Origin of the sequence: Clostridium sp. FP2, from assembly GCF_011065955.2 — a bacterium.
In the GTDB taxonomy this organism is placed as follows: domain Bacteria; phylum Bacillota; class Clostridia; order Clostridiales; family Clostridiaceae; genus Clostridium_AD; species Clostridium_AD tagluense.
Genome location: NZ_JAAMNI020000001.1, coordinates 1924626 through 1938935 on the forward strand (window position 1 = coordinate 1924626; position 14310 = coordinate 1938935).

Below are 14310 nucleotides of genomic sequence, written 5' to 3' on the forward strand. Positions count from 1 at the left end.
AGCATTTATTATAGAATATATTATTTAAGGTAATTGAATATTATTAATAATAAAAGAAATAAAATTATAAAAAGAGTAAATTGGAAGGATGGTGAATAAAATAGATTATAAAAAATTAAAAAAAGATTTATTGGATAAAGTAGGTATATTAGGAAATAAGTCACCAGTTGTGACTGTAGAAAGTACAAGTGAGACGGACCTTCTTAAATTGGCAAAGGAATATAATTTAAATATTTCAGATTATATAAATGATTAGTGATTAATTTATATTTTATAGATATAACAAAATAAATTTGCTTTATAAAATACCCTAGGAGATTTTAAGCTTCTAGGGTATTAATTGTCTTAAGAATACATGCAAAATTGGAAATATTAAGGTCGAATGACTTAGCTTACTTATTGACTTATTTAAATAGTATATTCATAATAAAAGAGTAATTTAAATTACTCTTTTATTATGAATTCAAATGGGGGGAATGTAATGATTACAAAATTAAAGAAAATACAATACAATTCACCAGTGATATTAACTTTTACTTTTTTAGCTCTTGCTAGCTATTTACTAGGTTATTTAACAAATGGTACTTTGACTTCCTTTCTTTTTTCAAATTATAGAACCTCTTTTTGGGATCCACTTCAATATGTAAGACTTTTTTCTTATATATTAGGTCATGCTAATTGGGCTCATTTTTCAGGCAACTTCATAATAATTTTAATAACAGGACCTATGTTAGAAGAAAAATATGGTTCAAAAGTTTTAGTGAGGTTAATATTAGTAACAGCTTTTGTTACTGGCATAATACACATAATTTTCTCTGGTAATGCTCTTTTGGGTGCCAGTGGTATTGTTTATATGTTTATTATTCTAAGCTCCTTTACAAATGCTGAAAAAGGGAAAATTCCACTAACTTTAATAATTGTGTTTTTTGTATTCGTTGGTAGGGAAATTTATGGAGGTGCTTTTAGTCAAGATAATATCTCTCAATTTGCACATATTATTGGTGGAAGCTTTGGCGCACTATTTGCCTTTAAGATTAAACATTAAGAAAATATATAGAAAGATGATAGCAAAAACTTGTAATAAGGTTTTGCTATTTTTTTTTAGGGCAATTATACCTAAAATAAATTTTAGTAAATAAGAATAATGGAATCACTTCATACATATAAATATTGTAAAGTGAAATGTAAGAACATGTGGAAAAAGATTACAATAATAATACAACTAAATACAATGATATATAATAAATGGCAGAGAAAATGAGCCGCATTATTATAAAGTGTTATGCTTTATTAGATGCGGTTTTTTATATATACAATGTAAACGTTTCGATAGAATTAATTTAAAAAAGGGGTGTTGTTAATGGCTAAGTATGTAATGGCTCTAGATCAGGGTACAACTAGTTCAAGATGTATATTATTTGATAAAAAAGGACTTATCGTAACATCTGCTCAAAAGGAATTTACTCAGATTTACCCAAAAGCAGGTTGGGTAGAACACGATCCAATGGAAATTTGGTCAAGTCAAATTAGTGTTGCAACAGAAGCAATGGCCAAAATCAACGCTACGGCGTCTGACATAGCAGCAATAGGTATTACAAATCAAAGAGAAACAACTGTGGTTTGGGACAGGCGAACAGGGGTTCCAATATATAACGCAATTGTATGGCAATGCAGAAGAACCGCTGGTACTTGTGATGAATTAAGAGAAAAAGGATTTGATAAAGTTGTTAGAGCTAAAACAGGATTAATTTTAGATGCTTACTTCTCTGGGACAAAAATAAAATGGATATTAGACAATGTAGAGGGAGCTAGAGCAGAGGCTCAGGCCGGTAATTTATTATTTGGTAACATAGATACATGGTTAATCTGGAATTTAACAAAAGGAAAAACTTATGTAACAGACTATTCTAATGCTTCAAGAACATTACTTTTTAACATTCATGAATTAAAATGGGATGAAGAGATTTTAGAAACATTAAACATACCAAAATCAATGCTTCCAGAAGTTAAACCTTCAAGTTGTGTTTATGGACATACAGATGTGACCTTGTTTGGAGGAGAAATACCTATTGCAGGCGCTGCAGGAGATCAACAAGCAGCATTGTTTGGACAAACTTGCTATGAACCAGGAACAGCTAAAAACACTTATGGTACAGGATGCTTTATGCTTATGAATACAGGAGAAAAAGCAATTGAATCCACAAAGGGATTACTTACTACTATTGCTTGGGGAATAGACGACAAAGTAGAGTATGCACTTGAAGGCAGTGTATTTATAGCAGGAGCTGCAATACAATGGTTAAGGGATGAGCTTAGAATGATTAATAATGCTGCTGATTCTGAAGAATATGCTAAAGCAGTAGAAGATACAAATGGAGTATATGTAGTTCCTGCTTTTGTTGGACTTGGAGCACCCTATTGGGATCCTTATGCAAGAGGAACAATAGTAGGTCTTACAAGAGGAGCAAAGAAGGAACATTTAATAAGAGCGACTCTCGAAGCCCTTGCATACCAAACAAATGATGTTTTAAAAGCAATGCAAGAAGATTCTGGAATTACACTTAAAGCCTTAAAAGTAGATGGAGGAGCTTGTGCAAACAATTTCTTAATGCAGTTCCAATCTGATATTTTAGGAGTTCAAGTAGATAGACCAGAAGTTATTGAAACTACTGCGCTAGGTGCAGCCTATCTTGCAGGACTTGCAGTAGGATATTGGAAAAGCAAAGGTGAAGTAGCAGAAAACTGGGCCATATCAAGAACATTTACACCAAATATGACAGTAGAAAAGAGGGAGGATTTATTAAAGGGCTGGCATACAGCTGTTAAGAGATCAGCTGGAAATTTCGAATAGTAAGAGCTAGTAAATAATAAAAAATATGAATAGGGGGTATATATAATGTCACATTTTATGGCGGAACTTTTAGGTACTGCACTTTTGATTCTTTTAGGAGATGGAGTCGTAGCAGGTGTTTTATTAAGCAAAAGTAAAGCTCAAAATTCAGGACACATCGTTATTACATGGGGATGGGCTTTAGCTGTTGGTATATCTGCTTATATTTTTGGACCAATAAGTGGAGGACATTTCAATCCGGCTGTTACTTTAGGATTTGCTGCAATTGGAAAATTTGCATGGGCAGATGTTCCAATCTATATTATTGCACAAATGATTGGAGCGATACTCGGAGCAACGCTAGTGTGGTTGCATTATTTACCACACTGGGCAGAAACGAAAGACAAGGGTCTAAAACTTGGAGTATTTTGTACAGCACCAGCAATTCGTAACACACCAGCAAATTTCATATCAGAATTTATTGGGACATTTGTATTAGTATTTGGTATTTTAGGAGTAGGTAATACGAAAATGGCAGATGGTTTTGGACCATTTGTAGTAGCTCTTATTATTTTAGTTATAGGTCTTTCACTAGGTGGAACCACTGGTTATGCAATTAATCCTGCAAGAGATTTAGGACCACGTATAGCTCATGCTATTTTACCTATAGCAGGTAAGGGAGATTCAGATTGGAAATATGCTTGGATACCAGTAATAGCTCCAATTTGTGGAGGAATAGTAGCAGCATTGACATTTGTAGCTGTATTTTAAATAATACAATTGTAAGAATAAAATAAGCAATGGAGAATTAGATAGAGAATAAGAGGTAGAGTTAGGAAAGTCTTAATTTAAGGTGTAAATGACCTTGAATTAAGGCTCTTTTTTTTAAAAAAGAGGAGGGTTTATTAATCTTTGATGTAATAATTATTGGAGTGGGCGTTATAAGATGCTCCATAGCAAGAGAATTAAATTTAGAAAAATTTTAGATCACTAAGTTTGGAGGGAATTCAAAATTTCTTCTAGGAAAAAATAAGCAGAATATAGAATAAACAATGAAAAAAGGCAAATTTAGTGATATAATGTATTAAAAAAATCATAGAAGAAAGGATGATAAACATGAGCGACAGAGATAAGGCAGAAGAACTTTTACTTAAACATTTGAAGAATGATAAATTAATCATTCATTGTTATGCTGTTGAAGCTGTAATGGGTGCTTTAGCTGAAAAATTAGAACCTGAAAACAAAGACGAGTGGGGAATAACAGGTCTATTGCATGACTTAGATGAAACAACCATAGATTGGCTTAAAAATCCAGAACTACATGGCCCCACTGCAGTAGAGATATTAAAAACAGAAGGCTTTGGTAATGAACGCATATACCATGCAATATGTGCACATAACCAGTTAAATGGAACGAAGATAGTAAGTAAAATGGATGCAGCAGCTTATGCTGGCGACCCTATAACTGGATTTATTACGGCTATTGCGCTTGCCTATCCAGATAAAAAACTCTCAAATGTAAAAGTAAAATCTATAGTAAAAAGAATGAAAGACACAAGATTTGCTGCTAGTGCCAATAGAGAAGCCATGTATTCCATTGTGAATTTAGGAATTCCCTTCGAAGAATTTGCAGAACTTTCTTTAAATGCCATGTTGAAAATTTCTGATAAGCTTGGTTTGTAAGGTCATAAAGGCAATTGAATAGTATAAAAAATCCGGTTAGGGTGTGAAAAGTACCACAACTGGTTTTTTTCATTTGTACTGAAAATAATTCAAAATTATATATTAGAAAAGTATATTTTGTAATATATAATGGTGGTAAATATTAAAAATAAGAACAAGGAGAGATTTCTATGCCTAAAATTGGGAATATTCTTCGGAAAAGGTACATCGTGGCTCTTTCTATCATTGCATTTTTGGTTTTGCTTAGCCAGTTTGTCATACAGGTTACCATACAGTTGAAATCAGGAGATTCTACGGTGATTAATATAGCTGGAAGGCAACGGATGCTTAGCCAACGTATTAGTAAGTGTGCATTCGGATTTAACCAGGCTAAAGATGAAGCCGAAAGAACTCATTATCTAGACGAACTCAAGAATTCCGTCGCTTTATGGGAACGTTCTCAAAATGGTCTCTTATATGGAGATAAGGAATTAGGTCTTCCAGGTCGCAACAGTACTGACATTATGTCACGTTTCTATAAGGTAGATTTCTTTTATCAGAAAATTTTAAAAGCTGCAAAAGACATAATGGTCCAAGGTGATAAAAACGAACTAGATATTACTTATAATTTGGGGGTAATAAAAGACAATGAGCAATCTTTTTTGCAGCTCATGGACTCCATTGTTTTTCAGTATAATGATGAAGCTAAAAACAAAATATCAGTTATACGAACTACTGAAATTTTTCTTATGATTTTTACTTTTATGGTGCTGGTACTAGAAGTCAAATTCATTTTCTTGCCAGCAGAACGAAGCATTGACAATACCTTTAAGGAAATAAGTGAAAAACAAGACAATATTCAAAGAATTTTTGAGATTGCACCTACAGCATTGTTTTTAATGAGGTTGCCTGACCTTAAAGTATTGCAAATGAATTCTCTGGCCAAGCGGTTTACTAATAATTCTAGTGTGCAGGACGACTCTGATTATCTCTTGAAATATTTTGAAAACAATCTAGAAAATCATGGTGACCTGGTGAGGAAAATAGTAGAGGGTGAAGCCTTTGCTCATGAGGAAGCTATGATTACTTCTGGGGACTCCGTAAAAGCAGTGCTGGTTTCTGCCAACAACATTTATTATCATAACACGCAAGCTATGATTCTCAGTATGATGGATATTTCAAAGCAAAAACACTCAGAAGCAATCCTTAAAAAATATGCCACTATGGACGAATTAACAGGACTTTTAAATCGACGTTCCGGTAGAATCATCATGGATAATGCAGTTGAAAGATCCAAGATGGAAATGCAGAGTATTGCTGTTTCCTTTTGTGATATTGATTCACTTAAGTATGTTAATGATACTTATGGGCATGAAGAAGGTGACTGGTACATTATTGCCATTGGGGAAGCCATTAAGGCAAACCTGAGACAAGATGATTTTGCATTTAGATATGGTGGAGATGAAATAGTCATCATTTTCAATAATTGTGATGAAGACAAGTCGACAATGATTATTGAAAGAATTAATAATTCCATAGAACGAAAGCAAAATGAATTTCAGAAGCCCTATAACATGGGTGTAAGCATTGGTACGGTAAATTTTTTCTCAAAGGAAAATACAACATCGGATGACTTGATTGCAAAAGCGGACAATATCATGTATGAAGAGAAGAAAAGAAAAAAGACACAAACATAGTGTTAAATAAAATTGGAGATGGTAAATATGGAAAATGAACTTGCAAGAATAAAAGAAGAAATATGGAAAGGTTATAAATCTATACGATTTTCAGCAGGGGGCTATGAAGCATTAATGATAATCGATGTTGGAGCTAATATCATAGAATTAAAGGACTCTATAAGAGGCTTAAACTTGCTTAGAACTCCTGTGAACAATTTGGATTTTGAAGTCTTTAAGGCAGCGCCTCAAGTTTATGGGTTGCCAGTATTATTTCCGCCAAATAGAATAGAAGATGGGACCTTTAAAATGGAAGATAGAATATATGAATTTCCAATAAATGAGCCTAAACTTAATAATTATATTCATGGTTTTATTAAAAATGAAAAATGGAAAATATCTAGAAGTGAAATTATTCAGGGAAAAAAAGTTGAAATAGAGGCTGTTTTTGATTTTAACAAAGAACATGAATTTTATAAGTACTTCCCTCATGAATTTCAGTTTAAATTAGTTTATAATCTTTCAAGTAGTGGGTTAAGGCAAACAATAAGTATTATTAATTTAAGCAATGAGAAAATGCCAATGGGAATAGGATTTCACACAGCTTTTAACATACCTTTTCACCCAGAAAGTGTGGAGAAAGATTATAGACTAATAGCATCAATAGATAAGAGGTGGGAACAAGACGCACGAAACTTACCTACAGGAAAAATTTTAGAGCTAACTGAAGATGAGAAGCAATATGTAAATAAGGGTATAAACCCGCTAGAGAAGGAACTAGAATCTCATTATATAATGAAAAATATAAATATAAATGGGAAGGAATTTCATGGAGCGATAATTGAGGATACTTCTAAAGGAATAAGACTAATTTATGAAATGGGTAATGATTACAAGCATATGGTTATCTGGAATGATTTGGGGGGCAGTAATTATGTTTGTGTAGAGCCGCAAACTTGTGCAATAAATGCTCCAAACATTAATTTAGAAGATAGCGTAACTGGATTTAAAACCTTACGACCTAATGAGACTTGGGGAGAGGAATGCAGGATATATATAGAAGACTTATAAGTTAAATTTAAAAATGCACAGATAATAACTGTGCATTTTTAAATTTAAGCAAAATCATAGCAAAAGCTAATTTATATGCTAATTTGTCTCAATTTTTTATTGTTTTGCATTTGTACTTACTTTTTTGCCTTTGTTTTTAGAGATTAAACCTAAAACTTGCAAAGCAATTAATGGAGTTAAAGCCACCATGGCAATTATACCAAATCCATCAATTAATACGTTGGCTCCTTCAATGGAGTCAGCAGCGCCTTGTGCAAAGGCTAAAATGAAAGTGGCTGTCATTGGTCCAGAAGCAACACCCCCAGAGTCAAATGCTATTCCTACGAATAGCTTCGGTACAAAGTATGACATAATAACTGAAATTGTGTATCCTGGTAAAAGGAAATGCCACAACTGAATCTCAGGTATAATTATTCTTAACATTGATAATGCTACTGCAAAAGCAACTCCTATAGAAAGAGTTAAAATTACTACATTCTTTTTTATATGTCCATGGGTTACAGCTTCTATCTGATTAGTGAGTACATGAACAGCTGGCTCGGCTAATATTACTACTAATCCAAGTATAAAACCGACAAGGATAAGAATCCAATTATTATTTAAGGAAGCAACACTGTATCCTACTACCCTTCCAATTTCTATAAAACCAGCATTTACTCCTGTTAAAAATAAGACTAATCCAATATAAGAATATAAAAGACCTTTTAATATATTTGAAAAAGATTTTTTTGAAAGCTTAAATGATATTTTATTGAATATAAGAAACAATAATAATAATGGAATCAAAGTGAAAAAAACTTCAGTTATCATAGTTGGCAATTTTTCAATAAACGGATTTATAATTGAGGTTGAGCCGACAGTACTATTTGTTAGGGAACCAGTAACTTTATCAGATGTTGATATAATGCTCATAATAATAACGGATAAAATAGCGCCTGTAGATGCTATGGCCACTAGTCCAAAACTATCTTCTTCAGAAGCTATACCATCTTTTTTTAATGAAGACACTCCTAAGGCAAGAGCTAATATAAATGGAACGGTCATTGCGCCCGTAGTAGCACCTGAAGCATCAAATGATATTGCTAAAAATTCGGAAGATGTGAATAAAGATAGAACAAAAATAACCAAATATATTATAGTTAACATTTTATGTAATGATTTATTATAAACTATTCTTAATAAACCTATAGATAGCATAATTGCAATACCAATGGAGACAATAACTAAAATCGAAAGTTTAGTGATTAATCCTGATGTTACATTACTAACTTGGCTAGCAAGAATATGCAAATCGGGTTCAGCGATTGTAATAAAAAAACCAAGTATTAATCCGGAAATACTTAAGAACAGTACTTTACCGTTTTTAGCAAGAGAACTTCCCATTAAAGTACCAATAGGGGTAACTCCAGTATCAACACCAAGTAAGAACATAGATAACCCAAATACTATAAAAATAGTACCTAATAGAAATCTAAGTATTAGATGTGTTTCAAGAGGAATGATTGTAAAATTTAATAGTAATACTATTAAAGTAATAGGGAGTACAGAAAATAAAACTTCTTTAAATTTTTTAATAAGGATATTCAAATATACATCACGTCCATTCATAAAGTTTAAAAACTAGAATTTAGGTTGTTAATTATTTACGTTTAATATGCAAAAATTCAATAAAATTATTTACTTCTTCTATCTCTTGGTCTGTTAAATCATCAATGCCAGAAAGACGTGTAGAAGTAGCGGGAGCAGGAGAGGCAATATCCATATAACCTGCAGCTCTCATAATATCTTCATAGGGTAAATCTAGAGCATTAGCTATGTATTTTAATACCAGTGGTGAGGGATTCTTTCTTTCTCCATTTTCAAGTCTATGTATCTCAGTATGACTTATGTTTGCCATTAGAGCTAGCTTACGACTAGATAAGTTTCTTGTAGTTCTATGCTCAAGAATAAATTTCCCAATATCGCTCAACATAATACCTCCGTTTATATAATATATATATAGTATAACATTTTTGTAACCTTAAGGCAACAATACTATTACAATTTGGTGCCAATAGGTTACAAATTATTCGGAAAAATTAGTAAAGCATATATTTAATAAAAAATGTAAAGAAGGCTTATAGTGAATTATTCAGTAATATTAATGAATATAGACTATAATGGGATTAAAGAATAACATAGGTTGAATTTAAATCACACAATAAAGTGAAAGGATGATGAATTATGGCTATAGATAGTGTTCAAGAGTATTTTAAAAAATGGGGCAAGGATAAAGATATTTTAGAATTTGTAACATCCAGTGCTACTGTTGAACTTGCAGCCCAATCAATAGGTGTAGAACCTGCAAGAATTGCTAAGACTATTTGTTTTAAAAATGGAGAAGGAGCTATGCTAATAGTTACAGCAGGTGATACAAAAACAGATAATAGAAAATTCAAGGATGAATTTGGTTTTAAAGCAAAGATGTTAACCCCGGATGAAACCCTCCAATATACGGGACATGCAGTAGGTGGAGTTTGCCCTTTTGGTTTAGAAAATGATATACCTGTATTTTTAGACAAATCTCTTAAGCGATTTGTTACTGTTTATCCAGCTTGTGGAAGTAGCAATTCAGCCATTAAGCTTACCTGCGAGGAACTTCATAAATATTCACAAAACAAGAAGTGGATAGATGTTGGTAAAGGTTGGGAAGATAAATAACATAAATTCAGTCCTCTTATATTTAAGTGAAATATATGCTATAATGTAAGCTGTAGACATGTGTAAATAAACAATAACAGCAATAAGAGATAAAACTCTTTTGGATTTTCGATTGGAAAAATAAGGTTTCAGATTTATGTTCTGGGCCTTTTTACTTTTGGAGGGAATTATTAATAAACTTAGAAATTCTGTATAGATGGATAATAAACAGGAAACCTTATTTTTATGGTTCCTTGCGGGTAAGGAAGAAGGGAAAGAAAAATGATTAAGCTGGAAGAAATATATAAGCTTTGTGAATGCTGTGAAAAACAAGATAGAAAAACAGGAATTATGAAACTAATGCAGAAAGGTTATAGTGAGATTATCGCAACAAAATATTATAACATTTGGAAAAGACATTATATGGATTGTAGTAGTCAAGATTCAACGCTTTCTGGTATTTATATAAAGACTAGTAAAGAAAAAAGACTTTTAGAAGAGTGCACATTTACGGAACGCCAAAGGTATCTCGAAGCATTAAGTAAAGAGCAACTTATACAAATAGCACAGGCAATGCTTAAATAATATACGAAAAAGCATTTACTTAGGTAAGTGCTTTTTATTGTTGTTTTTACATAGAATTACTAAATATTGGGTGTCCAGGCTAAGGAGTAGCGGTGATAGCATCTAGCATTAATAGATTAGTTAGTGATATAATAATAGTATAAATATTCTTACTAAAGGGAGGGTTATTTTATGGATGTAGAAAAGCTAACGGTAAAGGTTCAACAATCATTAAATGAGGCTCAATTAATAGCAGTAAAAAATAATCATCAGCAAATAGATACAATACATTTATTTGCAGCACTTATTGCTCAAGAGGATGGTCTCATTCCTAATATATTCAGTAAAATGGGAGTGAATATAAAGCAGCTTAATGAGGATATTAACAAAGAAGTAAACCGAATGCCTAGGGTTACAGGAAGTGGTGCAGATACTGCATCTGTTTATGCCACTAGAAGGTTTGAGGAAGTTTTTGTTCGTGCAGAAGATGAAGCTAAAAAATTCAAAGATTCGTTTATAAGTGTGGAACATGTAATGCTTGGGCTTATGGATGTTAAAACTAAAGAAATCGGAGATATTTTAAAGAAATTTAATATAACTAAAGAAGAATTTTTGAATGCACTTTCAACCGTTCGCGGAAATCAAAGAGTGGAGAATCCTGATCCAGAAGGTACTTATGAGGCTCTAGTAAAATATGGTTCAAACCTTGTGGAGCAAGCTAAAAAGCATAAATTAGATCCTGTCATAGGACGTGATGAAGAAATTAGGCGGGTTATAAGGATACTTTCTAGAAGGACCAAAAATAATCCTGTACTTATAGGAGAGCCTGGAGTAGGCAAAACTGCTATAGTGGAGGGACTTGCTCAAAGGATTGTAAAGGGAGATGTACCAGAAGGACTTAAAAACAAAATAGTATTTTCTTTAGACATGGGAGCTCTTATTGCAGGGGCAAAATTTAAAGGTGAGTTTGAAGAAAGACTTAAAGCAGTGCTTAAAGAGGTAGAAAATAGTGAAGGTAAAATAATTTTATTTATAGATGAAATTCATAATATAGTGGGAGCAGGAAAATCAGAGGGTTCCATGGATGCAGGAAACATGATAAAACCACTGCTTGCCAGAGGAAGTCTTCATTGTATTGGTGCAACTACTTTTGATGAATATAGAAAATACCTAGAAAAAGATAAGGCATTAGAACGAAGGTTTCAACCAGTAATTGTTGAGGAGCCAACTGTTGAGGATGCTGTGTCAATACTTAGAGGTCTCAAAGAAAAATTTGAAATATATCATGGGATACGAATTCATGATTCAGCCATAGTAGCCGCAGCAAAACTTTCGGATAGATATATAACCGCAAGATTTCTACCAGATAAGGCAATAGATCTTATAGATGAAGCTTGTGCTATGATCAGGACTGAAATAGATAGTATGCCTACTGAGATGGATATGACTAAACGTAAAATATTTCAACTAGAAATTGAAAAGAATGCACTATCAAAAGAAAAAGATGAGGCTTCAAAGAAAAGGCTGGAAGTCTTGGAGAAAGAATTAAGTAATTTAAAAGATAAAGATAATGAAATGACAGCAAAATATGAAAAAGAAAAATCTAAGATAGTTGAAATTAGAAATTTAAAAGCAGAGCTAGATGCCTACAGAGGGGATATAGAAAAATCAGAAAGAGAATATGATTTAAGCAGAGTGGCAGAACTTAAATATGGAGTAATTCCAAAACTAGAAGCTCAGATAAAAGAAAAAGAAGCAGTTATACATGAAAATAATGAAACAGCTATGCTTAAAGAAGAGGTAACAGAAAGTGAAATTTCACAGATAGTATCAAAATGGACTGGAATACCTGTAGCAAATCTAGTAGAAGGAGAAAGAAAAAAACTCCTAAGGCTTGAAGAAGTGTTATCAGAAAGAGTAATTGGGCAAAAAGAAGCGGTAACTGCGGTTTCAAATGCGGTTATCCGCGCAAGAGCAGGCATGAAGGACCCAAGAAGACCTATTGGTTCCTTCATATTCCTTGGACCAACCGGTGTTGGAAAAACTGAACTTGCAAAAACATTAGCTAAAACTCTATTTGATAGTAAAGAAAGTATAATAAGAATAGACATGTCAGAGTACATGGAAAAATATTCTGTATCAAGGCTTATAGGAGCTCCACCAGGTTATGTAGGTTATGAAGAGGGTGGTCAACTTACGGAAGCTGTTAGGAGGAAACCTTACAGTGTTATATTATTTGATGAAATAGAAAAGGCTCATGAAGATGTGTTTAATATATTTCTTCAGATACTAGATGATGGAAGGCTTACAGATAATCAAGGTAAAATTGTTAATTTTAAAAACTGCATAATAATTATGACTTCAAACATTGGAAGTAGTTATCTTTTGGAAAACAAAGAAAGTGGAGGTATAGAGCAATATATTCGTGATAGAGTTATGAGCGAGCTGAAGTCAAAATTTAAACCGGAATTTTTAAATAGATTGGATGATATTATACTATTTAAACCACTAGATACAAAAGAAATAAAAGGTATAGTAGATATATTCCTTGAAGAAATAAAAAACAGGCTTAAAGACAAAAATATATCAATGAAAGTGACTGATGGTGCTAAAGAGCTTATGGCAGAGGAAGGCTATGATCCAATTTATGGTGCACGTCCACTAAAGAGATATATTGAAAATGTCTTAGAAACATCTATCGCTAAGAAAATTATCAGGGGAGATATTAGTGAGGGCTCTATCATTGGGGTAGATGCTAAAGATCAGCAAATCATAATAGAAAAGATTCAATAATTGTGTTTAGTTTTAGTAAAAATTGAGAACTAGGTTGCAGAGATGCGATTTAGTCCTCGATTTTTTATATTAGGTTATGTTTTGTTTTATTCCTTTGCAGATATTAATAATAATTGACAATGAAACAGTTATTTAACATAATAGGGTTGGACATGCGTCTAGATAAAACAAAAATTATTTTGAAAGAGGAGATTATATAATGAATGAGTTTTTAAAAATTGTAAGAGAAAGAAGATCGGCTAACAAATTTATTGAAAATGTTGTAATACCAAAAGAAGATTTTAATGAAATATTTACAGAACTCTCATTGGCGCCTTCTGCATTTAATTTACAACATGCTAATTATTATGTTGTAGAAGATAAATCATTAACGGATAAAATTTATGATGCGGCTTTTAAACAGTATAAAATAAAAACTGCTTCAGCAACAATAATAGTTACTGGAGATAAAAATGCTTATTTATCAGCTGAAACCATATATGAAGGGTCAATGATGCTGGGAATGATAGATAAAACTGAATACCAAATTCTAATTGATAGCATTAATCATGTATATGAAGATGGTGGAAAAGGTTTTCAGCATGATGAAGCTATTAGGAATGCATCTATATCAGCAATGTTATTTATGCTTTTAGCTAAGAATAAAGACTGGGATACATGTCCAATGATATATTTTGATAAAGATAAAATCAGTAAGTTATTAAATATTCCAGAAAATGAAGTGCCAGTTATTATGATTACCATGGGTAAAATGGACAAAAGTAGTAGTAAAATAAGAGGTTATAGAAAGCCTACTGCTGAATTTGTAAAATTTTATTAATTATATAGAAAAAGCATTATTAAAGTTTAATAAATATGTTATGAGTAAAAATAAAAGCTCGAAAAAGTGCAAGATCGCCTTAATTTTGGGGGTCTTTTTCTTTGATTATAGTGCATTAAAAGGTATTTTAGGATTAGATAAAAAGCTTGCAATAAAGGACATAGAGAAATTATCAATGAGTTGGAAAGGATGGGAAGCCTATGCTACATTCTAGT

General features: G+C 32.3%; 14 protein-coding genes. 12 read left to right on the top strand and 2 right to left on the bottom strand.

From position 1 onward, the window contains the following. Positions 1–88 precede the first annotated feature (88 nt). The 7 genes from G9F71_RS09140 to G9F71_RS09170 all read left to right on the top strand — a co-directional run bounded on the left by G9F71_RS09140 (position 89) and on the right by G9F71_RS09170 (position 7239). Positions 89–256, top strand: a complete 168-nt coding sequence (locus G9F71_RS09140; RefSeq protein ID WP_164948945.1) for a hypothetical protein — start codon at positions 89–91, stop codon at positions 254–256. Positions 257–481: 225 nt separating this feature from the next. Beyond that, positions 482–1045 (top strand): rhomboid family intramembrane serine protease, encoded by a 564-nt coding sequence (locus G9F71_RS09145; protein ID WP_164948946.1) that lies wholly within the window; start codon positions 482–484, stop codon positions 1043–1045. Between the two features lie 315 nt (positions 1046–1360). Continuing rightward, a complete protein-coding gene (glpK, locus tag G9F71_RS09150; RefSeq protein ID WP_164948947.1) occupies positions 1361–2851 on the top strand; it encodes a glycerol kinase GlpK in 1491 nt (496 codons plus the stop codon). A 45-nt stretch (positions 2852–2896) separates the two neighbouring features. After that, positions 2897–3601, top strand: a complete 705-nt coding sequence (locus G9F71_RS09155; protein WP_164948948.1) for an MIP/aquaporin family protein — start codon at positions 2897–2899, stop codon at positions 3599–3601. Between the two features lie 345 nt (positions 3602–3946). After that, a complete protein-coding gene (locus G9F71_RS09160; protein WP_164948949.1) occupies positions 3947–4513 on the top strand; it encodes an HD domain-containing protein in 567 nt (188 codons plus the stop codon). A gap of 275 nt (positions 4514–4788) precedes the next feature. Then, positions 4789–6189: a diguanylate cyclase domain-containing protein gene (locus G9F71_RS09165; RefSeq protein WP_224626273.1), complete on the top strand. Its 1401-nt coding sequence runs from the start codon at positions 4789–4791 to the stop codon at positions 6187–6189. A 27-nt stretch (positions 6190–6216) separates the two neighbouring features. Beyond that, the gene (locus G9F71_RS09170) at positions 6217–7239 is read left to right on the top strand and encodes an aldose 1-epimerase (protein ID WP_164948951.1); all 1023 of its coding nucleotides are present in this window, start codon (positions 6217–6219) and stop codon (positions 7237–7239) included. Between the two features lie 96 nt (positions 7240–7335). On the opposite strand, the gene G9F71_RS09175 is transcribed toward G9F71_RS09170, so the two are convergent. Both G9F71_RS09175 and G9F71_RS09180 read right to left on the bottom strand, forming a co-directional pair. Further along, the gene (locus tag G9F71_RS09175) at positions 7336–8847 is read right to left on the bottom strand and encodes a DUF1538 domain-containing protein (protein WP_411956130.1); all 1512 of its coding nucleotides are present in this window, start codon (positions 8845–8847) and stop codon (positions 7336–7338) included. A gap of 31 nt (positions 8848–8878) precedes the next feature. Beyond that, a complete protein-coding gene (locus G9F71_RS09180; RefSeq protein WP_309559715.1) occupies positions 8879–9211 on the bottom strand; it encodes a helix-turn-helix transcriptional regulator in 333 nt (110 codons plus the stop codon). 251 nt (positions 9212–9462) lie between these two features. Between G9F71_RS09180 and G9F71_RS09185 the strand changes: the two genes are divergently transcribed. The 5 genes from G9F71_RS09185 (at position 9463) to G9F71_RS09205 (ending at position 14309) form a co-directional block, all read left to right on the top strand. Further along, positions 9463–9939, top strand: coding sequence for a YbaK/EbsC family protein (locus G9F71_RS09185; protein WP_164948953.1), 477 nt, complete (start codon positions 9463–9465; stop codon positions 9937–9939). 261 nt (positions 9940–10200) lie between these two features. After that, positions 10201–10503, top strand: coding sequence for a hypothetical protein (locus tag G9F71_RS09190; RefSeq protein ID WP_164948954.1), 303 nt, complete (start codon positions 10201–10203; stop codon positions 10501–10503). 171 nt (positions 10504–10674) lie between these two features. Beyond that, on the top strand, positions 10675–13275 hold the full coding sequence (clpB, locus tag G9F71_RS09195) for an ATP-dependent chaperone ClpB (protein WP_164948955.1): 2601 nt from the start codon (positions 10675–10677) through the stop codon (positions 13273–13275). 199 nt (positions 13276–13474) lie between these two features. Further along, positions 13475–14095, top strand: a complete 621-nt coding sequence (locus tag G9F71_RS09200; RefSeq protein WP_164948956.1) for a nitroreductase family protein — start codon at positions 13475–13477, stop codon at positions 14093–14095. A gap of 40 nt (positions 14096–14135) precedes the next feature. Then, positions 14136–14309 carry a hypothetical protein gene (locus tag G9F71_RS09205; RefSeq protein WP_164948957.1) on the top strand — a complete coding sequence of 58 codons (174 nt, stop codon included), beginning with the start codon at positions 14136–14138 and terminating at the stop codon, positions 14307–14309. Position 14310 lies beyond the last annotated feature (1 nt).